This is a genomic window from Streptomyces uncialis (assembly GCF_001905345.1).
Classification (GTDB): Bacteria; Actinomycetota; Actinomycetes; order Streptomycetales; family Streptomycetaceae; genus Streptomyces; species Streptomyces uncialis.
Window position 1 is genome coordinate 22,904 of record NZ_LFBV01000014.1, and the last position, 21,461, is coordinate 44,364.

Consider the following 21,461-nt stretch of genomic DNA (forward strand, 5'->3'; position numbering starts at 1 on the left):
CCCCGGATCACACCGGGACGGCGCTCAGTCCATGGCGGCGAAGCGCCGCAGCCGCCGGGTGTCCTTGATGACGACGACCCGGCGGGCCGTCTCCACCGCACCGTCCGCCCGGAGTTGCCGCAGACCGTCGGCGACCGCGTTCCGCGTCACCCCGATGGCCTGCGCGATCTCCTCCTGGCTGAGGCCCGTCAGCCGGACCGTCCCGGCGCCCGTGCCCGGGGCGGTCAACTCGGCGAGCCGCAGCAGCGTCCGGGCCAGCCGGACGAGCAGCGGCGCGGTGAGGAGTTCGGCGCGGTGGGCGTCGGACTCCCGGAGCCTGCCGAGTGCCTCACGCATCAGATGGATCACCAGGCCCCGTTCCTCGACGAACCGTACGAACCGCGTGGCCTCCAGGACCACGGCCGTGCAAGGGGTCAGGGCGACGACCTCCGCCGTCCGCGCGGTGCCGTTGAACACCGAGACCTCGCCCAGCAGATCCCCCGGCCCCCGGAACGCGAGCCAGGTCACCGCGCCGCCCGGCTCCCGGTGGACGACCTTCGCCAGCCCGGCCGTGAGCGCCAGCAGATGTGTACCCGGGGACCCTTGGCGCAGCATCACGCCGCGTTCCCGGAAGACCTTCGGTGTTCCCTGGCCCCGTAACTCGCACCACACGTCGTCGGACAGCACCCGTCGCCTTCCCTGTATCCGGCCCCCCACGTGTCCGGCCTCCTGCCACGTGTGACGTACCAGGCGAAGACGTACCCGGTCCGCACCCCGGTGACGACGACCCGGGGACGGAGAATCCAGGGGCGGGGACTCCGGGGAAAGCGGGCGGCGCGCGGGAGCGCGTCCCGGGCGGAGCCCTCGGTGGCACCGGCCGTCCGGCGAGCGCGGCCACCCGGGTCGGACGGCAGCGGGTACGGGGCACTCCACCCTCCGGCCCCCACCGACATGCGCCCCGCTCCCCCACCTGTTCCCATGGACCGAGGCGGCGGCGGACCGGGCCACGCCCCCGAGCGGACGGACGGAGCACCCATGACGGCCCCCGACACCCCCGAACCCCACGACCCCTCGGCCACCGGCGGCACCCCGGACGGCACCCCCGCCCCGCCCGCCGGGAACACCCCGGGCACCGCGAACGGGCCGCCCACCCCCGCCGCACCGGACGCCCCCGCCGACCCGGCCGCCCCCGCCAACGCGACCGACACCACCGCCTCAGCCGACCCGGCCGCCGCCCCCGACAACTCCACCGACTCCCCGGGCTCCCCCGACTCCACCGACTCCCCGGACACCACCGACTTCGTCAACGCCGACCGTGGTCTCGTCGCCTCCCCCGCCCACCCCACCATCACCGCCGCCGACGACCCCGGCCGGGTCGTCTGGGACTTCGGCTCCACCGCGTTCCTCGGGGGTGACTGCCCGGACACCGCCCACCCGAGTCTGTGGCGCCAGTCGCAGCTGTGCGCCCGGGCGGGGCTGTACGAGGTCACCGACGGGGTGCACCAGATCCGCGGCTACGACCTGTCGAACATGACGCTGATCGAAGGCGAGCGCGGGGTGATCGTCGTCGATCCGCTGGTCTCCGCGGAGTGCTCCGCCGCGGGCCTCGCCCTCTACCGCGCCCACCTCGGCGACCGCCCGGTGACCGGCGTCGTCTACACCCACTCCCACCTGGACCACTTCGGCGGGGTGCTCGGGGTGATCTCTGCGGCGGACGACGTACCGATCGTCGCCCCGGAGGGGTTCCTGGCGCACAGCGTCTCGGAGAACGTCTTCGCGGGGACGGCCATGCTGCGGCGCGGCACGTACTACTCCGGATCGAACCTGGTGCGCGGCCCGGCCGGCCTCATCGGGATGGGACTCGGCTTCACGGCGTCGACCGGTTCGACCGGGCTGCTGGCGCCGACCCTGGAGATCCGGCACACCGGCCAGGAGGAGACGATCGACGGGGTGCGGTTCCGGTTCCAGATGACACCGGGCACCGAGGCGCCCTCGGAGATGAACTTCCTGCTGCCGGAGCACCGCGCGCTGTGCATGGCGGAGAACGCGACGCACAACCTGCACAACATCCTGACCCTGCGGGGCGCCCAGGTCAGGGACGCGCGGATCTGGTCGCGGTACCTCACCGAGGCGATCGAGCTGTTCACGCACGACGCCGAGGTCCTCTTCGCCTCCCACCACTGGCCCACCTGGGGCAAGGACGATCTGCGGCGGTTCCTCTCCGAACAGCGGGACCTCTACGCGTACCTCCACGACCAGACGCTGCGGCTCACGAACCAGGGGCGCACGGGCCCGGAGATCGCGGAGCTGATCGAACTCCCGCCCGTCCTCGCGCGGGCCTGGCACACCCGTGGCTACTACGGCTCGGTCAGCCACAACGTGAAGGCCGTCTACCAGCGGTACATGGGCTGGTACGACGGCAACCCGTCGTCCCTGTGGGAGCATCCGCCGACCGAGAGCGCCAAGCGGTACGTCGACTGCGTCGGCGGCCCGGACGCCGTCCTGGAGAAGGCCCGGCGGTACGCGGACGAGGGCGACCTCCGGTTCGCGGCGCAGCTCCTGAAGCACGCGGTGTTCGCCGCGCCGGACAGCGCGGACGCCCGCGAACTGCTCGCCACCGTCTACGAGAAGCTGGCGTACGGGGCGGAGAACGCGACCTGGCGCAACTGCTACCTCACGGGCGCCGACGAACTGCGGCACGGCGTCAAGCCGACGATCATCGGGGCGGGCAGCCTCGCGGGCGCCCTGACCGTGGGCCAGCTGTTCGACTCGCTCGCGATCCGGGTGGACGGCCCCCGCGCGTGGGACCACTCGGTCACCCTGGGCTGGACGTTCACCGACCTCGGCGAGCTGTACCGGATGACCCTGCGCAACGGCGTCCTGACCCACACCCGCAGCACCCTCCCCGTGGACGACACCGACCTCGCCCTCACCCTGACCCGCCCCCAGCTCCTGGCCCTCCTGGCGGACGCGGCGGCCTCCCCGGACCCCCCGGACCTGAGCACCGTCCGCCACACCGGCGACCCGGCGGTCCTCACGACCCTGCTGTCCGTCCTGGACACCCCGGACCCGGACTTCGCGATCGTCACCCCGTGATCCGGTGGGCCCTCGGGGGCGCGTCGGCCGGTACCTCGGCCGGTACGGGTCAGCCGGTCCCCGGGGGACCGCCGAGCACGTCCCGCAGCCGTCCCAGACGCCGCCACGCTTCGGCCGGGGCGGTGTCCCCCAGCGGGTAGTGCAGGGCGGGAGCCCTGGGCGGTCCGAGCGGGTCGGGGGCGACATCGGGCAGCGCGCGCCGCAGGCGCGCGGCTCCCGCCGCGGCCACGGCAGCGGGGCCGAGGGTGACCGAGCACGGCACCGGCGGCGGTTCCCAGCGGGCCGGCGTGGTCAGGTCGGTCCGCCCGGCACGCAGTTCGGTGACCATCGTGGCGAGGTCGTGCCGCTGCGCCAGGGTCCCGGCCACTTCGGCGAGCGTCTCCACGGGCGGCGCGTGACCGGCCTGGTGCGGCACGGTCACGGTGATCCGCTCCTCGATCCCGGCCGCTGTGTGGGCGACGCGGACGGTGGCGGCCAGCGGGCGGCCGGGCCCGCCGACGGCGGCGAACCAGGTAGGCAGCGAACGCCGGGCCCGGCTCCGCGCGAGGTCCGTCAACTGCCGTGGTGACCAGGGAACGTTGACGGGCTCGGCGGTGGACCAGCCTGCGGGCGGCGCTCCGGTCAGCACCCGGCAGACGTGCTCCAGCGCACCGCCGAGGACGAGCTGTCCGTCGGCGGGACGCAGGGTGCGGATCGACAACGCCAGCCGCGCGCCGTCCCCCGCGCCGGGCCGGGTGTGGAAGGCGTCCGCGACGCAAGGCTCGCCGTCGGGTCCGGCGGCCGGGACGAACCGTCCGTCCACCCAGCCGAGGACCACTCCTGTGAGTCCGTCGTAGTAGCCGCACCCCGGGTCGGACACGACCCAGCGGAAGGGCCCGCGGTCGAGCAGACCGCGTGCCGCCATGGTGAGCCGGGTGTCCGGCGGAGTGACGACACCCAGCTCACGGCCGGTGGCGACGGAGGTGCGCATCAGGTCCGTGAGCCATGCCGTGGCCGCGACGACGGGACGGTCCTGGATGACGACGAGGGTCCGCTCCGTGCACACGTCGACACCGCCCGGCACCACGGCACCGGTGCGGGGCGGCACGCTGACGATGTCCGTACGGGCGGCCTCCGGCGGCCAGACCGTGCCGCCGAGCACGGCCGACAGCCGTCCGGCCATCGCCCCGGCCAGCCGTCCGGCCTCGCCGGACGCCGTGGTGGCCCGTGCCTCCGTCCACCACACGGGCGCGTCGGCGGCGGTCCCCGGCCCGAGCAGTCTCGCCACCTCCCCCGGGACCTGGAGGAACCGGGGCGCCTCCAGCGAGACGAGCACCTGCCCGTCGTCCGTGCACAGCTGGGCGACAGCGCCGCCCGCCGCCCGGTTCACCCGCAGATCGGGACCCCCGGCGTACAAGGCGGCCAGCAGGGTCCTGATGTCCGGCATCACGGGGGTCAGGGCTATGGCGTCCTGGGTCATCCGCTGCCTTCCGAAGGGCTCTGGGCGGGGCCGTACAGAGGCTCCATGGAGGTGCCGCCGACGTGCCTCCGGGAGGCGGCTCCGGGCAACCGGTGCCGGCGCAAGGGGGCACGGGGAGGGCTAGTAGCGGCCGGAGAGGTCCTGCAAGGCGTCCAGCGAAGGCGCTTCCTCCGGGGTCCGTCCGGCGAAGGTGCCCCTCTCCTCCTCGGGCGGGAGGCCGAGAAGCCGTTCGAACGCGGCGATCGCCGTGAGCCCCTCCCGGTGGGCCGCGCCCAGCAGAGCCACCCACCGCGCCCCGGCCTCGAACGCCTCGTCACCGGCTGCGGTCCGCGGCTCGTACCCGACGGCGTCACCGGCGACGGAGACCCAGAGGTACCCGAGGACCCGTTCACCACGCCGCACCGCGAGGTACCGCACGGGGTGCTCGGTGAAGACCTCGTATTCGTCCTCGGCCGATGACGCGGCGGGATACATCCGCCCGTTCCGCGCCAGGATCTCGAACGTTCCCCAGGAGTCCACAAAGGCGGTGCCCTCGTCCCGCTGGTCCTCGAACCCTGTCTCCGTGGGCGCCGCGTGCCGGTTCTGGTCCCCGGGGTCGGGCGGTCCGCCCATCAGCGCGGAGATGTCCGCCAAGGCCGCCGCGAGCCGGGGCGCGTTCGCCGCGTGGATGTCCGTCTGCTCACGCTCACGGGTGTCGAGGGTCAGCCATGCGTCGGAGTAGGTCGACAGCGTCACCACGACGGACCCGCCGCTCAGGACATAGACGTAGATGCTGAACAATTTCTCCGCACGGTGCTTGACCCCCGACTCCACCCAGATCCCGGGGCATTGCAGGCCCAGGAACACCATGAACCACTCCTGGAGCTCATCGGCCCGCGCCGCGATCCGCGAGAGTGCCGTTCCCGGGGCAAGCGGCGCCTCCTCCCAGGCGATCCCCTCGGCATCGACGGGGGTGTCCCGCCCGTCGGACGTGGCCCGGACCTGGAAGTCGACCTTTCCGGTGGGCACCGCCAGCTCGTACCGTGCCAGGATCTCCCGCACCTGGAAGGCGATCTCCGCCGCGCGGGAGGGCGGGACGGCGCCCGCGTCCGCCGGCGGATCGATTCCCCATGTCCAGTCACCGACTGGGTCCCTTGAAGTGATCACAGCATGTCCTTGGGATCGGTCTTGCTGCCCGGCGGGATCACGAGCGATCCTTCCTCCAGGCGTATGACGAAGACGACGCCTTTACCATTGCCGCCGCGGCCGCCCCGGTGGATGTCCATGAGGGCATCGTAGGAACCGTCGGCCATCCAGTCCGCACGCGTTCCCCGTGCCGCGTCCACGAGCAGCACCTTGTGGTCGGCTGTGGATGTCGTGAGCTGCACCAGGTACTTCTTCCGGGTGATCTCGGCGAGAGGGTCGAGCGGGTCCTTGAGGTGCTTCATCTGGTACCCGTAGACCTCTCCGGAATCGTCGACGATGCGGACGTCCAGGTCGGAAGTCGCCGGGACCTGGTGATCGAAGTCGATGGTGCGTGCCGGGATTCCGCTCCGCACCAGGTCCTCGGCGAAGAGGATCTGGTCGACGGCGGGCCCGAACATCCCCTCCCTCCGTGCGCCGAGCGCGGAGACGACAACGCTGAAGTTCGTCCTCTGGCTGAACTTGCCTGACGCGACGACCTCGGCCACCCGCTCACCGTCGGGCGCGGCCGCCAGCCGGTCCAGCACCCGTTCGAGGACGTCGGGCTTCGGCCGCTTGGCGCCCGGCATGCCCTTGACCGCCTCGCGGAAGCGCTGTTCCGTCTCACCGCCCCGGACCATCGGCGCGGGCTCCCCCCCGGGTGACGGCCCACCGGGCCGCGCAGGACCACCGCCCCCGCCGCCCCCCTCGCCACCCCCACCGGGACCCTCCGGCCCGCCGAAGCCACCCCCCGGGCCGTCCCCACCGGAGCCACCACCGGCGTCCCCATCAGAACCGTCCCCGGCACCGCCGGACCCACCAGCCCCGGAACCCCCGGACTGTTCCGGCCCCCGGCCCCCCGCACCGACCAACTCCGGTTCCCGCGCGCGGTTCCGCTCCCGCGCGGCATCCGCTCCACGCTCCGCGCCGCGCTCAGCGGCCGAGGGTTCACGGGCGACCGGGCCGGTGCTGGGGCTGCCGCCCGGATCAAGGGGGACGAGGGTGCCGTCCTTGTCGACCCGGTACCGGTCGTTCAGGTCGAGGGCACCGTCCGGGAACCGTGGGGGCGGGAACTTCAGGCTGTCGCTGATGTTCGCCAGTGCCTGGGAGACCTTCGGCAGGTCCGCGACCGCCCTCGCGGCGTTCAGACCGCCGGAGAGCGGATCGAGGGCGTCACCGATCCGCCCCATGACCCCCGCCGACCTGGCGGCCACACCACCCTTGCCGAGCTTCGAGGCTGCGGCGAGCGGACCGGCGCCGAGCGTGAGCAGGTTGAACGACACCGCCGCGTGGGCGCGGGCGGGATCTTCCTGCCACATGTCGTACGCGATGAACTGTTTGCCGAACTCCTTGGCGTACTGCTGGCTGCCGCGCTGCCAGCCGGACAGGTGCTCGTCCTGTCCGACGAGGTCCATCCCGTAGGCGTAGCCGCCGACGAAGGTACGCCGCAGCCCGTTCCACGCGTCGTCGCGCGCCTGGTCCCCGTCGAACCCGGCGAGGGTGCCCAGGCCCTGGACCCCGCCCCAGACGCTGTCCTTGACCAGCCCGTCCCACGCCCAGCTCTTGGCGCCCTGGCCCCACCAGCCCAGGCTCCAGCGCTCGTGCGTGAGCCCCTCCGGGCTTCCCCATGGCAGGTCTCCGGCGCCCTTCAGGGCCGCGGCGTCCTGGCCGTACATCCCCGGAGCGTGCGTACCGTCGTCCACGGCCCAGTCGGGGCGGCACATGACCGGGCTGATCGCAGCGATCTCGTTGGCAGCGTCGCGTTCCGCCGTCTGGAAGCCCTCGCGGGCCGCCGCCACACCGTCCATGAGCCCTTGGTGCTCGTCGACCTTGTCCTGGTCCTCGGTCCAGTCGTCGTCGTCCGCGACGCCCTCGACGAAGTCGAACGCGTCCTGCTTGAGCTGCCGCAGCTGGTCGGCGTACGGCCTGGCCTGCGCGACGAAGGTCTCCAGCGCGTCGGCCAGTGCCTCGATGTTCCCCGCGAACTCCTCTGCGGTGTCCATGACGGGTGCGGTCGACGCGAAGAGCTGTTCCGCCTCGGGGGCCTCGTAGTACCCGGCGGTCGCCTGGAACCGGGAGTGCACGTCCTGCCCGCCCTCGCGGATGCCGACGGCACGGGTGCGCAGCCGCTCGACGGACCGCGTCAGTTCGGCGAAGTCGCCGGTGTACTGGGGTATGCCACCCGGGGAGATCACGCCGGCTACCCCCCGCCCTGGCCGTCGTCCTTCTGCGCGACGGCTCTGAGCTCGGCCGGGTCCGGCGCCTTGGCCGCCTCGCGCTGGGCGTCGGCGGCCATGTCCAGATCGCCGGTGACGTAGGCGGTGGTCGCCTGGACCGTGCCGTCCAGCGACTTCTTCGTCCGGGCGGCCAGGAACCTGATCTTCGCCTCGGTGTCGGAGGCGAACGTCGCGACGGCCACTCCCACCGGACCGGCCGGTGCGCTGCCGCAGTACGGGCCGCTGATGGTGCCCGCCCATGCCGCCGCGTCCGTCACGGCCTCGCCGTACCCCTTCACGTCCTTGCTCATGTCATCGGCGGCGAGGCCCACCAGCGACAGGATCGACGCCACTCCGCCAGGATCGATGTCCCACTTGGTCACTTATTCCCCCAGGAAGAGCCGCTGCCGGACTGCGTGCCTTGCCCCCCGCCCACCTGACCTAGATGACATGACGCATCGTCACATCCCGTTCAGGCGAGCGGATTCCAGCATCTCAGACGCCACTGACAGAGCCGTCGATCCGCCCCGTTCCGGACAGACACCGTCCGACAAGCGCCTCCCGGCCACCACCTCGGCCCCCACCTCACGTCCCCAGAAACCCCGTACGGCGCCCCGCCAACCCCCGGGACGCCGTACAAGAGCCGCGAGGACCTGCCCCGCTACCCGGCCGTCCCCCCTCGGCCCGCGGCGGCGGTGTCCCGGTCGGCGGCGGTGTCCCGGCCCGTGGCGGACGCCGGAGCGGCCGGGCCCGGTGCCAGCAACCGCTGGGCCAGTTCGCCGAAGAGCAGGCCGAACGCCGTCCACAAGGTCGCCTGGACGGCCAGTGCGGCGACGCGGAACTTCCACACCACCGTCGGCGGGAAGTCCGACGGCATCTCGTTCACCGAGGGCAGGAACGCGTACGCGAGGCCGATCGCGGCGATCAGGGCCACGGCCGCCACGACCGTCGCGTTCCAGTTGCCGAGCCGGGGCGCGAGCCGCTGTCCGAGGATCACCGCGGCGACCATGAGCAGCACGCTCAGTACGAGCATCAGCAGATAGAGGGTGGTGCGCCGCCCGACACTGTCGTCGGCGCCGACGGCCGGCGGGTTCGCCGGGTACTTGAGGAACGGGACGACGTACACGGCGACGAGTCCCGCGACGGCGAGCAGCAGCGCGGTGGCGCGCGGCGAGAACCGGCCGGTGCGGCCCAGCGCGTAGCAGTAGGCGAGGGCCGCGATCCCGCCGAAGGCGACGCCGTAGAGGAGGATGCCGGTGGCGAGTCCGCCGGTGGCCTGCGCGTCCCGGCTGACCAGCGGCGCCTCCTCCTGCTCGGGTCCGGCGCCGGGCTCCGCGGCGCCGTGATCGTGGCCGGAGGCGTGCGCGTCCTCGTAGGCGATGGCCGCGTCGACCTGCGGCTCCCCGAGGAAGTAGGCGACGAGGAGGGCGAGGACGCCCGCGGCGAGTCCCGCGAGCATCCCGCGCACCAGGAGCTGTCTGACGGTGGTGGAATTCATGAGCGCTGTCCTGCCTCCGTCAGTGGCAGGGGTAGCCGAGCAGATGGCGTGCGTCGTGCACCCATTCGTGCACGCCCTCGCCGGAGACCAGGGCCACGGCGCCCTGTTCGGCGCCGACGAAGTACAGCAGTATCAGCATCAGCACCCCGCCGAAGACGGCCCAGGGCGCGATGACCTTCAGCGGGAGCTTGTCGGGGAGTACGACGGGTGAGACCGGTGAGACACCCGGCTGGACGGCGGAATGCGCCATATGAAGGACCTCCTGGGGAACTCGCGTCCCTGCTCGGTGGTGCGGGTGACGAGGGCCACGGGTCTGACTCCGCCCACCGGTCCCCTCCCGGGGAGCGGCCGTACGGGCTTACAGTGGCGCGACCGTGCCGGAGTCCCACCGGCTTCCGTCCCGCCCTCGTCGGTTGTCTGTTGAGGTCACGCCCTCTGCCGCCGACCGCCTGTCCCCGACCGTCCGTCAGCGGCTGGACGCCACCGACTGACCGTCGTCGACCGGCCGTCGTCGGCCGATGTCACTGACCGCGCCCGGCTGGTTGCCCGTTCAAGCGCCACGAGAACGTACCGCGCGGCCGGGGCCCGGGAAAGAGGGCCGTCCCGGGACGCACCGGCACCACGGGTCCGGCGGACGGGAACGAGGCACTGAGATGAGCGGTACGACGACCATCCGGCTGACGCTGATCGCCCCGGCCGGCGGCCGGGATCTGCGGGAGGCGCGGTTCTCCGGCGACGGCCCCGTGGACCCCGCGGCGCTGGCCCGTGCGGCGGGGGCGGGCGCGGCCCTGCGCGGCACGTTCCCGCGCGGGACGGCCCGCTGGGTGGTGTCCCCGTCCCACCGCTGCCGCGCGACCGCCGACGCCCTCCGGGGACCCGCCCCGGACGCCGCTCCGGCGCCCGGCCCCACGCCCGGGGAGGTGTCCGAGGAGGTGCCCGCGCTGGCCGGGCCGGACATGGGCCGCTGGCGGGGCCGCACCCTCGCGGAGGTCTCCGCCGAGGACCCGAAGGCCCTGGTCAGCTGGCTGTCGGACCCGGCCGCCGCCCCGCACGGCGGCGAGTCCCTGCTGAGCCTGCGCACCCGCGTGGGCGCCTGGCTGGACACCACCCGGGACACGGAACGCGGCTCCGGTACCGGCCGGTTGGTCGCCGTCGTCGAACCGGACGTCGTCCGCGCGGCCGTCGCCCACGCCCTGGACCTGCCCGCCCCCGCGTTCCGGCGCCTCGACGTGGAACCCCTCGGCGCCGTGGAACTCACCGGCCGGTCGGGCCGCTGGAACCTCCGCGTCGCCCGCGCCCTGGACTGAACGCCCCGGCCCGCGCGACACATGAGCACGGCGGAACCCCCAGGAACGACGGACGACGGAACCACCGAAGGACCGGCGGACGAACGGGCGGGGGTGGCCGGGGGAGGCACGACGGCCCACCGCGGCCCACCCCCGGCCACCCCCGCGGACGTACCCGGCCTACACCCCCACGTCCCGTCCGCACATGTCCTCCAGTGACTCACGGCGTACGAGCAGCCGGGCGCGCCCGTCCCGTACGGCGACCACGGGCGGCCGGCCGACGAGGTTGTAGCCGGACGCCATCGACAGCTGGTACGCCCCGGCGACCGGCACCGCGAGCAGATCGCCGGGGCGGACGTCACCGGGCAGCGCCGTCTCGGCGGCGAGGATGTCCCCGGCCTCGCAGTGCCGTCCCACGACCGTCACGTTCGCGGGTTCGGCGCGCGAGGCCCGCCCGATGAGCCGGGGCGCGTACCGGACGCCGTACAGCGCGGGTCTCGGGTTGTCGCTCATGCCCCCGTCCACGGCGACGAACAGCCGCTTGCCGGTGCGCTTCACGGCGAGCACCCGGTACAGGGCGACCCCGGCCGGACCGGCGACGGCCCGCCCCGGCTCCACGATCAGCCGGGGCACCCCGATCCCCGCGGCGGCGCATCCGGAGGCCAGTTCGGCGCGGACCTTGCGGGCGAGGGAGGTCACGTCGAGGGCGTCCTCACCGGCCCGGTAGGCGATCCCGTGGCCGCCCCCGAGGTCGAGTTCCGGCAGCACGAGCCCGTGCCGCCGCCGCAGCGCGGCCATCAGCCCGACGACCCTGCGCACGGCCGCGAGATACGGCTTCACCGTGGTGATCTGCGACCCGAGATGGACGTGCAGCCCGGTCAGCCGCAACTGGGGCTGGTCGAGTATCCGCGCGATGGTGTGCTGGGCGGACCCGTCGGTGAGCGACAGCCCGAACTTCTGGTCCTCGCCGCCGGTACGGATCTTCTCGTGCCCTCCGGCGACGATCCCGGGCACGACCCGGACCATGACCCGCTGCGTACCGCCGGGGCCGACCGCGGCGGCGAGCCTCGCGACCTCAGAGGCGCTGTCGATGACGATGCGTCCGACCCCGAGGCGCAGCGCGGTCGCGAGGTCGTGCGGGCTCTTGGCGTTGCCGTGCAGGACGATCCGGTCGGCGGGGAACCCGCTGGTCACGGCGAGTTCGAGCTCTCCGGCGGAGCACACGTCGAGCCCGAGTCCCTCCTCGCGGACCCAGTTGACCATGGCCCGGCACAGGAACGCCTTGGCGGCGTAGACGACTTCGGCCTCGGCCTCCGGGAACGCGGCCTTGTAGCGGCGGCAGCGCTCGCGCACCTCGCCCTCGTCCAGGACGTACGCGGGGGTGCCGTACCGCTGGGCGAGCCCGGCCAGCGACACCCCGCCGACGGCGAGGTCGCCGTGGGCGAGGAGCCCGGCCGACGCGGGCCAGACGGAGAGGTCCTCGGGCCGGCGGACGGGCGCGGCGGGGGCGGTGTCGAGTGCGGTCATGGCGTCAGACCTCCACGAGTGCGGCGGCGCGGACGGGCGCGACCGGGATCACCGGTGTGACGACCGGGGCCACGAAGGCGGGGTCCACGGTGATCCGGGCGACCCCGAGCGGTGCGGTCAGCGCGCGCAGCGCGGTCGCGGCGAGCCTGACCCAGGGCTGTCCGCCGCCGAGGGCGGCCACCAGCCGGTCGGCACTCGTGAACCCGACGGCCGTACGTTCGCCCAGCGGCGTACGGAACATCCGGGCCGAGCACCCGGCGGACCCCGGCCGGACCGGCACGTACAGCGTGCGCGGGGGTCCGGCCGGGGTCCGTTCGGCGGGTTCGGGGTCGTCGGTGAGGGGCGTGTCGGGCATACGGTCCTCCGTCGGTTCCGGGCGGGTGCCCGGGGCGGTCCCGGGTGGGTGTCCGGGACCTGTCCGACGACGCTAGCCCCGCCCCCACCGCCCACGCCCCGCCCCCTGACGGGACGCTGACGCCCCGGGCCCGGACGTTGACACAGGCCATACGCGAGGCGCCCCGAACGGCTGCCGCGCGAACACGTGCGCCGGGCCACTGCGAACACGTATACGCAGGTCGGCCCAGGCCCACCGAAAGCGGACCGCCAGCCGCTCACACCGTCCGGGTCAGCCGCCACACATTGTCCGCACGGGTGCCCGGCTTGCCCTCGGGGGACGGTGAGGGGCGTTCCACGGCCTCCAGGGTGTCCACGCGCCAGGTGTCCGGCAGGTCGAGGGCCGTGAGGACGCCCTGGAGGGTGGGGAAGTCGGCGTCGAACGGGTGCTCGTGCTTCTCCATCCAGGTCGGCCAGCCGCCGTGCATACCGATCAGCAGGGTGCCCCCGGGCGCGACCGCCCCGGCGGCCCGCTTGAGCACACCGTCCTGGTCCAGGGCCACGGGCGACTGGAGGAACTGGGCGCTGACCAGGTCGAAGCCTCCCTGCGGGAACGTCACCCCGAGTTCGTGCCGCTCGAACGCGACCCGGTCCGCGAAACCGGCCTCCGCGGCATGGGCCGCCGCCCGCTCCAGCGCGGTGGCGGAGATGTCGACGCCGGTCACCCGCCAGCCGCGCGCGGCCAGCCACAGGACGTCACCGCCCTCACCGCAGCCCAGGTCCAGGGCGGTGCCCGGCGCCAGGCCGACGGCCTCCCGTACGAGCAGCGGGTTGGGGTTGCCGCTCCAGACGCGTGCGTCGGAACGGTAGCGGTCTTCCCAGAACTCCGCCGGGTCGGTGATCTGCGGGATCGACATCGAGGCTCCTCCGTGACGGCTGCGCGATGCCTGCGGCACCTGCCCCCAAGCTCGCCGGACACCCCGGGAAACGTCAAACATTGTTGCCGGTCCGGCAATAACCGCGCCCCGGAGTCCCCACCGCACGGTTTCCCCTTCACACCGGTGACCGGCCCCTTAAGCCCCCGCCGCCCCGCCACCGAAGCGCAGGAAACCGGCGGTACGCGGGGCGATCGCGAGCTCGCCGTCCCCGATCCCCGCCCGCACCCCCGCCAGCACGTCGTCGTCCGGCTCGCCGTACACCTCGAAGCGCTCCACCCGGCAGTGCTCCATCACCCCCTGGATGTACGGGTCCGCGAGCTTCCAGTGCGTGCGGACCGCGTCCGAGTCCCGGAAGAGCTGGAAGCTGTGGGCGGTCATCCGCCGCTCGTCGACGAAGACCTCGACCATGAGCTGGGGCCCGTGCCGCTCGGCGAACCCCACCGCCTGGGCGATGGCCTCCCGGAAGCCCTCCACATGTCCGTCGGTGATCCGCATGGTGTTGTGGAAGAGCAGGATGGCGTCGTCACTGGTGGTCATGGACCGATCCTCGAACGTCAACCGCGGTTGAGGTCAACCCCGGGGCGCCATCCCGCCACCCCGCCGTCCCGCCACCCCGCCGTCCCGCCCGCCAACTTGTCAGCCCGCCCCGCGTACCGCACCCACCCCGCGTACCGGCACCCCGCCCCACCCACCCGCCACCGGTCCCCAGCCGCACACCGCACTCCCCGTCAGCACCGCGTACCCCCACCACCGACCCCGTCAGCGCCGCGCGACCCCGCCCCCGACGCCGACGGCCGCGTGGGCGGCGGTCCCCGCGGCGGCCAGGACGAGGGCCGTCCACGTACCGACCGCCGTGCCGGACGGCAGCAGCATCCAGGTCAGCACCTGTGTCACCACGTCCGCCGAGGGCGGGACGACCATGGAGAACGCCAGCCACACGCACGGCAGCGTCCACGCGTACTGCCTCCCCCAGCAGGCCGCCCCCACGGCGACGAGCCCCATCAGCCCCGCGCTGTTGCGCAGGACGAGGGCGGGGGAGGTCTGCTGCCCGTCCATCGTCTGCACCGCCAGCAGCACCGCGCCGATCAGCACACCGCCGAGCAGTACGTGCGCCACCCTGCGGGGCATCCAGCGGATCGCGGCCGTCCGCTCCAGCGCGGGGTCCTGCCCGCCGAGTCCGACCGAGACCGCCGCCGCCCCCGCGACGAGGACCAGCACGGGCAGCCATCCGCTCCACGGCTTCCCGTCGCCGGTCCGGGCGAGCGCCCACACCGCCAGCGCGCTGATCAGCACCACGGCGAGCGAGGCGGGCGCGTGCCGCGAACGCGCGTACAGCGTCAGCCATCTCACCGGAGCGCACCGCCGTTCAGCTCGGTGAGCGCGTCGCCCTTGCAGGAGAGCGCGGCGGTGTGCGCGGCGTCGATCCGCTCCCGCTGCTCCGCCCGCGGCAGCGCGCTGAAACGCTTCCACACCGGACCGGACGTCTCGGCCTGGCCCTTCGCGGAGATCATGGTCCCGCCGAGCGGCCGGGGCTGCTCCCCGAGGACCCACGCGGCGGCGATGCTCTGCGCGGCGGCGTCCTCCCACGTACCGCTCTCGGTGCGGCTGCGGGGGCTGCACAGCGGGACGATGCCCTGCCCGATCAGGAACCGGGTCAGCCGCTCGCCCCGGGCACCGGCCAGCGCCCCGTCGTCGAAGTCCACGAGCACGGAGTCACGCGGGCGTTCCGGCGTGGCGCTGAGCGCCCGCAGGACGGTGGTCTCGCGGACACCGACGGGCGCCCGCTCCCCCAGCGCGCCGCTCAGCAGCCGCAGCGCCTCCTTGGCCGGGCCCGCCATACCGTCGAGCCGCGCCTGCCGCACCGTCGTCACGCACACCGGCCCGTCGCACACCTGCGCCGCCGCTTCCCGGTCGACGACGTACGTGTCGCGCGGGCCGGCCGGGAACAGGAGCAGGGCGAAGACCCCGCCCACCACCAGAGGCGTGAGGGCCAGCAGCCGGGCCCTCGGGCCCGCGGCCGCCAGCAGCGCGACACCCGTCGCGGCCATGCCGAGCAGCCAGACCGTCTGCCCGAGATGCACGGGGGCGGAGAGCGTCAGCAGCGTCTCGTGCACCTCCGCCACCGTCGGTGCCAACAGCGCGACCGGGTTCGGCACGAGGGCGAGCGGCACCTCGGCGTCCGAGGACCGGTGGTGCCGCAGGAAGTTGGTGACCATCAGGGCGGCCACGGCCAGCGCGGGCGGGGTCAGGATCGACGGCATCGCACGCGCGGCCCCCATCCCGAACACGGCTCCCGCGCCCAGCCCGAGCGCCCCCACCAGCGAGATGGGCAGCCAGCCGAGGTGGAAGTACGAGGCGTCACCCGCGAGCACCAGTACCGCGCCCACCAGGAGGAGCAGCGCGAAGGCCGAGACCAGCGTGAACGCCGTCGTGCCCGCCTGGGCGGCCGCCCGGTGCCATGCGGGACGCGGAGTGCCGGCCAGCAGTTCGGTCATCTTCGAGCGCCGGTCACGCAGCCCCTGGAGCGCCCCGAGCCCCACGGCGAGCGGCCACAGGAAGACCAGCATGTGCCGGGTCCACATGGCCATGGAGGTCCACTGGGCCGTCCACAGCGCGCTGCCCGTCGACCACGGTCCGGGTATGAGACACAGGAACGCGAGCGCGGCCGCCAGGACGACCGCCCCGGTCCACGGGGCGGCGGAGCGCCGCAGTTCGATACGTGCGATACGCGGATTCACCAGGCACCCCTCGTCCCCACCGGTCCGGCCAGCAGCGCCGAGTAGCCGCGCTCCAGCGGACTGTCGCCCACATGGTCGGGGCCGCCCGCCTCGGCCAGTTCGCGCGGGGTGCCCTGGAAGACCAGCCGCCCCTCGGCGAACAGCACCACATCGGTGCAGGCGGCGGCCACGTCCTCCACGAGATGCGTCGAGACGACCACACAGGTGTCCGTCCCCAGCTCCTGGAGCAGTTCACGGAAGCGCAGCCGCTGCGCCGGGTCCAGCCCGGCCGTCGGCTCGTCCAGCAGCAGGATCGACGGGTCGTTGACGATGGCCTGGGCGATCCCGGCCCGGCGCACCATCCCGCCCGACAGGGCCTTCATCCGCTCGTCGGCGCGGTCGGCCAGGCCGACCCGCTCCACGGCGCGCTGCACCGCCGCGGGGATGTCCGCCTTCGGCACCTCCTTCAGCCACGCCATGTACTCGACGAACTCCCTGACGGTGAACCGCTTGTAGTAGCCGAACTCCTGCGGCAGGTACCCGATCCGGCGGCGCAGCGCGCGGTGCTCGCCCAGTCCGGCCACGGACTCCCCGAGCAGCTCCAGTTCGCCTCCGGCGGGCCGCAGCACGGTGGCCAGGGCCCGGATCAGGGTGGTCTTGCCCGCCCCGTTGGGACCGAGCAGCCCGTGCACGCCGGTGCCCAGGGTCAGATCGAGCCCGTCGACGGCCATCCGTTTCCGTCCGGCCCTCACTTTCAGCCCGTTCGCCCGGATCTCCCAGGCGTAGGCGGTGGGGGCGATGTCGGCCCCGCTCACTGCACGCATGACGCGCTTCCCCTTCTCTCTGTCTGTCTATGTCTGTCACTGTGTGTCGCTGTGTGTCGCTTTTTGCCTCTTGGCCCGAAGGTTCTCGTCGGACGGGTACGCCGCACGCCGCAAGCACGCATGGGGGCATGGGGGCATGGGGGCATGGGGGCATGAAACGGGCACGCCGGAACCGGGCCGGGCGTCCGGCAGGCACGCCGGAACCGGACCTGGGGCGACGCGGTAACGGGTACGCCGGAACCGGGAACAGGGCTCCGGCAGACCGCCGCACTCAGGAACGGGGCTCCGACGGCCGGGCGTTCAGCGGCAGGCCCCCAGCAATCAGGTCAACGGCCGGGGTTCAGCGGCCGGGGTCCGAACGGTCCGGCTTCAACGGTGGGCCCCCAGCACGGTGTACGCGCCCCTGCGGACGATCACCGCACCCGCGCCGAGCGCGAAGACCAGCCCCCACACCGGCAGGACCTCCGGCTCCAGCGCGACGGCCGTACGGCTGGTGGCCAGGGTCGGCGCCGCCACCACGACGGCCCACACCGCGACCACGGCGACGGCGGCCCGGGTCACCCCGATCACCCCGCCGAGCGCCAGGGTCGCCGCGGTGAAGGCCAGACAGGGCAGCAGCCATTGCGCGGCCATCACCCCCGTCGCCCATCCCCCCGCCAGCAGCGCGGGGATCACCACGGCGAGCACGGCGGCCGTCCGCCGCAGCACCAGTTGCAGCCCCGCTCTCGGCGAGGACGCGGTCAGCTCGTACGCCGGGTCCAGGCCGCGTGACCATGAGGCCGCCACCCCGCACACGGGCAGGACGGGAGCGAGCAGCAGCATCAGGGACACCTGGCCGGGCCCGGGGCCCACCAGGTCCAGCAGCAGGGCGAGCAGCGTCACGGCCAGGACCATGGCGAGCCACGGCGTCATGACGGGCGTCGTCCACACCGACAGCCGCGCGCGGCGGCGGCGCGGTGGCGCCGGGACGGCGGCGGCCAGCTGGGGCCCGAGGTCGGACCAGACGGACGCGGTCAGCGCCGCGACGGCCGGTGCCCCGGCGTCGACGGCGTCCGACAGCCGGTCGCGGCAGCTCCGGCACCCTTCCAGATGGGCCTCCAGGGCCCACACCTCGTCCGGGACGAGGTCCGTGTCGCCGCGCGCGTACCCGGCGATGAGCCGCGCCGACGCGTGGGACGGGGGTGAGGTGGGTGAGGTGTGTTCGGCGTTCATGACAGCGCCTCCCGCATCGCGGTCCGGGCCCGGCGGGCGCGGGTCTTGACCGTTCCCTCGGGCAGTCCGAGCAGAACGGCGGTCTCGCGGACGGAGAGTCCGTCGAGCACCATGGCCTGAAGTACGTCCCTGAGCTCCGGCGCGAGACGCCGCAGCGCGTCCCCGACGTCACCGCCGACGGCTCCCCGCAGCGCCTCTTCCTCGGCGGCGGGCGCCACGGGGTGCGCGGCGGCGGCGGGCGGCGGCTGCGCGTGGTGGGCCCGGCGCCGGAACGCGTCCACGAGCCGGCGGGCCGCGATCGTCCACAGCCAGCCGACGGCGCTCCCCCCGGTCCGGCCCCCGGCGAAGGAACCCGCCGCCCGCCACACCGCGAGATACGTCTCCTGCATCACCTCGGCGACGATCTGCTGATCGGCACAGCGCCGCCCCAGCCGTACCGCCAGCCAGGGCGACGTACGCCGGTACAGCTCCTCGAAGGCGGCCCGGTCACCCCGCGCCACCCGCCGGAGCAGCCGCTCCTCGTCCAGTTCCTCCGGCGCTGCCGCCCTCACCCATTGCACACCTGCTAGACGCGGTGACGGGCCGCGAGGTTTTCCGGGGGACGTGATCCGGGTCACGTCCCCCGGACCGGGGCCCGGGAAGGGTGACGGTCGCGGCGGTGGAGAAGCACCCCGCGCCACGGCCGATCCTCGGTACGGTGACCGACATGGATGAACAGGCTGTCCCCGGGCCGGTCGGAACTGGGTCCGAGGGAAGCCCGGACGCTGAACGGCGGAACCCGATGCCCTCGCTCCGGTTCGGCGTCCGGCCCGCCACGTCCGGCGACGCGTCCGCCGTCGAGACGCTCGTCCTCGCGCGGTCGGACTGGCTGGAGGAGAGAGGACTGCCGAGCTGGCGCGACGATGCCGGACTGGTCAGCGCACTGACGGCCAACCCGGACGGATCGATGTGGATTCTTGAGGCCGACGGCAGACCCGTGGGCTGTACGACCGTGACGGACTCGACTCCGCCCATGGCGTGGACGGAACAGGAACTCAGCGAACCCTCGCTGTACCTGTACACGACGGTCACCGACCCCGCCGTCCGGACCTGGAAGCCCGGCACACTGCTGGCGCTTTGGGCCCTGGACCGCGCCTTCCAGGAGGGCAAGACCTGGCTGAGGCGCGGCTGCCGCTTCCCCGGCCTGGTGACGTACTACCAGCACCAGGGCTTCGCGGTGGTCCACGAGATGCGGAAGTCCCGTGGCCCGATGTACCTGATGGCGCGGCGGGCCGAGCCGGTCAAGGACCTTCAGGACAGGTTCGACGGGACAACGCTCCCCTACGCATAGCCGGGTTCACAGATATGCCGTTGCCGCGAGATGAAGGTGGACGACCTCGATCAGCTGGGAATGGCGCATCTCGTCGTAAGCCCCATGCCGAAGTTCTCGTACCCCGTCGCGAAGCCCTCCGGGGTCGATGAGCCCCGAGTCCAGGAGGGGCGAGCCCGATGCCAACATGCCGACAAGCAGGTCCGCGCCATGTGAGATCAGCGCCTCTTCGACGACCTCCGCGAAACTCTCCCGTTCGGGGGGATGGGTCACGGCGCTGCTCATGCCGAGAGAAGCCAGGCGGCGGCGCTGGAGCTGTTTGAGCTCACGCCAGTCCATCGGCAGGGCCTCGCCCAGGGTCACCATCCCGGTGTCGGCGAACGGATGCACTGGCCACAGCCCCGCGCGGAGAATCACTGGAGCCGCGCTCTCCAGCGACAACAGGGTCATGCTGTTCACCGCTGCCGCCGGCGCGATCCCCTCGTCACCGTAGGGCGCCAGCCGGCCGACACGTGGGCCCAGCCAGGGCAGGGACTCCGCGTCCTTCAGCGAGCCGGACGCACGATGCGGATACTCCTCCTGGGTCAGGGCCACCATCTCGTCGCCACCGATTCCGGTGAAGACAGCGTGTGCCCCGCTGCCGGTGATCCGCTGGGCCAGAGTCACGAAGGGGAAATGCAGGGGGTCCTCGTACGGGCTGATCGGTTCCCCTTGAACTCGTAGGCATTCGGGGTGCAACGGCAAGTAACGCAAGGCGTCCACCAGTTCGTCGCACCGGCCGAAGACGACCGCTGAGCGCATCTCACTCCTGCGGCGGATCTGTTGCGGACGCCCAGGTCCGCCGATCAACAGCGCCGAGGTACCCAGCCGGCCGGGGAAGCGCTGCGCGGCACGGGTGGCCACCGTCGCCGAATCGAACCCACCTGTCAGATGAAAATGGCACCGGTCCGGGTCCAGGGGCCGGAGGTCCAAGGCGTCATCCAAGGCTTGGACGAAGGCGGCCTCGACATCGGCGCCTGGAGCCAGCTCCCGTGGCCGGGAGTGAAGGGCCGGGGCAGGGTACCGCAGGAACAGGTGACCACCGAAGTAGGCGGTGGACCTCTCTGTGAGCCGATGGATACCGGTGAAAAGCGTGTCGTGGCTGTAGCGAGGGCGGTAGAGCAGCAGACGCGTGGCCTCCCTGGCGTTGAGGGCTCCGGCATACCGACGCAGGTCCCCCATATCCCATGATCCGTGGAGGGTATCGGCATCGGAGGCCAGGTAGAGCGGGGTGCTGCGGCAGGCCCCGGCGACAACCTGGACCGGTTCGTCCGGGACGGATTCCACCAGGACGTAATCGGTCGGCCATTCCTCCGCGAGTCCGCGAGCCCTCTCGTACTCCGCAGCGGACACGTCCCGGACGACCAGGAGGGTTCGGCGCCCGTCCGTCACAGCCAGCTGCTCGGTCATCGAGTGGGCCACCGGAACGATCTCACTGCGGCGGTCACCGGTCAGGTATCTGTCCCGGTGCCACCGCCAGGTGCCATCCGCGTAGGGGGTGAGGCGCAAGGTCAGCACGGGCACTCCAGTCGGACCGCCGGTCCCGAGCGGGTCGGGCTGCGGACAGGATCAGTCAGATGGACGTGGTGTCGTAGGTATGAGCACCGTCCGACGAGCCCTGGGCCTTCTTGTACTCATGGGACTCGGCGGGGGTCTGGACACGCTTGACCGTCTTCGTGGCGAAGAGCTCATCGAACGTCCTGCGTCGGCGCGGAGGAGGGACGAAATCGCGGGTCACGGGGAACCACCTTCCAATGGGGCGGAACGCGCTCGGCGCCCCCGGACGCTACTGACCGCCGACGAACCTGTACAGAACGCACGAACGCCTCAGCCATGGGACTGGCCGATACCTGGCCGATGAGAGCCG

General features: G+C 73.2%; 21 protein-coding genes. 3 read left to right on the forward strand and 18 right to left on the reverse strand.

Annotated elements, in window-relative coordinates:
- Window positions 1-24 precede the first annotated feature (24 nt).
- Window positions 25-666, reverse strand: coding sequence for a Crp/Fnr family transcriptional regulator (locus AB852_RS37095; RefSeq protein WP_073796011.1), 642 nt, complete (start codon window positions 664-666; stop codon window positions 25-27).
- 348 nt (window positions 667-1,014) lie between these two features.
- Here AB852_RS37095 and AB852_RS37100 point away from each other — a divergent pair, with 348 nt between their 5' ends.
- Entirely contained in the window at window positions 1,015-3,075 is a 2,061-nt protein-coding gene (locus AB852_RS37100; protein ID WP_079185212.1) for an alkyl/aryl-sulfatase, read from the forward strand.
- A gap of 49 nt (window positions 3,076-3,124) precedes the next feature.
- Here the strand turns inward: AB852_RS37100 and AB852_RS37105 are convergent, their stop codons facing one another.
- From AB852_RS37105 to AB852_RS37130, 6 genes are all read right to left on the reverse strand, one after another.
- A complete protein-coding gene (locus AB852_RS37105; RefSeq protein WP_073796013.1) occupies window positions 3,125-4,534 on the reverse strand; it encodes a DUF6177 family protein in 1,410 nt (469 codons plus the stop codon).
- A gap of 120 nt (window positions 4,535-4,654) precedes the next feature.
- Complete coding sequence (locus AB852_RS37110; RefSeq protein ID WP_073796016.1) at window positions 4,655-5,680, reverse strand: hypothetical protein; 1,026 nt, start codon at window positions 5,678-5,680, stop codon at window positions 4,655-4,657.
- Window positions 5,677-7,890, reverse strand: a complete 2,214-nt coding sequence (locus AB852_RS40160; protein WP_073796018.1) for a hypothetical protein — start codon at window positions 7,888-7,890, stop codon at window positions 5,677-5,679. The genes AB852_RS37110 and AB852_RS40160 overlap by 4 nt, the downstream gene beginning before the upstream one ends.
- Before the next feature lie 5 nt (window positions 7,891-7,895).
- Window positions 7,896-8,294, reverse strand: a complete 399-nt coding sequence (locus tag AB852_RS37120) for a DUF6507 family protein (protein ID WP_073796020.1) — start codon at window positions 8,292-8,294, stop codon at window positions 7,896-7,898.
- 278 nt (window positions 8,295-8,572) lie between these two features.
- Window positions 8,573-9,409, reverse strand: coding sequence for a CbtA family protein (locus AB852_RS37125; RefSeq protein ID WP_073796022.1), 837 nt, complete (start codon window positions 9,407-9,409; stop codon window positions 8,573-8,575).
- 19 nt (window positions 9,410-9,428) lie between these two features.
- Window positions 9,429-9,659 carry a CbtB domain-containing protein gene (locus tag AB852_RS37130; RefSeq protein ID WP_073796024.1) on the reverse strand — a complete coding sequence of 77 codons (231 nt, stop codon included), beginning with the start codon at window positions 9,657-9,659 and terminating at the stop codon, window positions 9,429-9,431.
- Window positions 9,660-10,062: 403 nt separating this feature from the next.
- On the opposite strand from AB852_RS37130, the gene AB852_RS37135 reads away from it, so the two are divergent.
- Entirely contained in the window at window positions 10,063-10,716 is a 654-nt protein-coding gene (locus AB852_RS37135; protein ID WP_073796026.1) for a histidine phosphatase family protein, read from the forward strand.
- A gap of 159 nt (window positions 10,717-10,875) precedes the next feature.
- On the opposite strand, the gene lysA is transcribed toward AB852_RS37135, so the two are convergent.
- The 9 genes from lysA to AB852_RS37180 all read right to left on the reverse strand — a co-directional run bounded on the left by lysA (window position 10,876) and on the right by AB852_RS37180 (window position 18,797).
- Window positions 10,876-12,222: a diaminopimelate decarboxylase gene (gene lysA / locus AB852_RS37140; protein ID WP_073796028.1), complete on the reverse strand. Its 1,347-nt coding sequence runs from the start codon at window positions 12,220-12,222 to the stop codon at window positions 10,876-10,878.
- 4 nt (window positions 12,223-12,226) lie between these two features.
- Window positions 12,227-12,577 (reverse strand): SAV_915 family protein, encoded by a 351-nt coding sequence (locus AB852_RS37145; protein WP_073796030.1) that lies wholly within the window; start codon window positions 12,575-12,577, stop codon window positions 12,227-12,229.
- Between the two features lie 256 nt (window positions 12,578-12,833).
- The gene (locus tag AB852_RS37150) at window positions 12,834-13,472 is read right to left on the reverse strand and encodes a class I SAM-dependent methyltransferase (RefSeq protein WP_073796033.1); all 639 of its coding nucleotides are present in this window, start codon (window positions 13,470-13,472) and stop codon (window positions 12,834-12,836) included.
- A 156-nt stretch (window positions 13,473-13,628) separates the two neighbouring features.
- Entirely contained in the window at window positions 13,629-14,030 is a 402-nt protein-coding gene (locus tag AB852_RS37155; RefSeq protein WP_073796036.1) for a hypothetical protein, read from the reverse strand.
- A 222-nt stretch (window positions 14,031-14,252) separates the two neighbouring features.
- Entirely contained in the window at window positions 14,253-14,843 is a 591-nt protein-coding gene (locus AB852_RS37160; protein ID WP_073796038.1) for a hypothetical protein, read from the reverse strand.
- Window positions 14,840-16,231: a hypothetical protein gene (locus AB852_RS37165; protein WP_073796040.1), complete on the reverse strand. Its 1,392-nt coding sequence runs from the start codon at window positions 16,229-16,231 to the stop codon at window positions 14,840-14,842. The genes AB852_RS37160 and AB852_RS37165 overlap by 4 nt, the downstream gene beginning before the upstream one ends.
- Window positions 16,228-17,034 carry an ABC transporter ATP-binding protein gene (locus tag AB852_RS37170; RefSeq protein ID WP_073796042.1) on the reverse strand — a complete coding sequence of 269 codons (807 nt, stop codon included), beginning with the start codon at window positions 17,032-17,034 and terminating at the stop codon, window positions 16,228-16,230. The genes AB852_RS37165 and AB852_RS37170 overlap by 4 nt, the downstream gene beginning before the upstream one ends.
- Window positions 17,035-17,403: 369 nt before the next feature.
- Entirely contained in the window at window positions 17,404-18,246 is an 843-nt protein-coding gene (locus AB852_RS37175; protein WP_073796044.1) for a zf-HC2 domain-containing protein, read from the reverse strand.
- Window positions 18,243-18,797 carry an RNA polymerase sigma factor gene (locus AB852_RS37180; RefSeq protein ID WP_073796046.1) on the reverse strand — a complete coding sequence of 185 codons (555 nt, stop codon included), beginning with the start codon at window positions 18,795-18,797 and terminating at the stop codon, window positions 18,243-18,245. The genes AB852_RS37175 and AB852_RS37180 overlap by 4 nt, the downstream gene beginning before the upstream one ends.
- A gap of 230 nt (window positions 18,798-19,027) precedes the next feature.
- Here AB852_RS37180 and AB852_RS37185 point away from each other — a divergent pair, with 230 nt between their 5' ends.
- A complete protein-coding gene (locus AB852_RS37185; protein WP_073796141.1) occupies window positions 19,028-19,576 on the forward strand; it encodes a GNAT family N-acetyltransferase in 549 nt (182 codons plus the stop codon).
- Window positions 19,577-19,582: 6 nt separating this feature from the next.
- Here AB852_RS37185 and AB852_RS37190 read toward each other — a convergent pair whose 3' ends face one another.
- Together AB852_RS37190 and AB852_RS40165 are read right to left on the reverse strand one after the other, a co-directional pair.
- Window positions 19,583-21,112, reverse strand: a complete 1,530-nt coding sequence (locus tag AB852_RS37190) for an asparagine synthase-related protein (RefSeq protein WP_073796048.1) — start codon at window positions 21,110-21,112, stop codon at window positions 19,583-19,585.
- Window positions 21,113-21,167: 55 nt separating this feature from the next.
- Window positions 21,168-21,332 (reverse strand): hypothetical protein, encoded by a 165-nt coding sequence (locus AB852_RS40165; protein WP_178391213.1) that lies wholly within the window; start codon window positions 21,330-21,332, stop codon window positions 21,168-21,170.
- Between the last annotated feature and the right edge of the window lie 129 nt (window positions 21,333-21,461).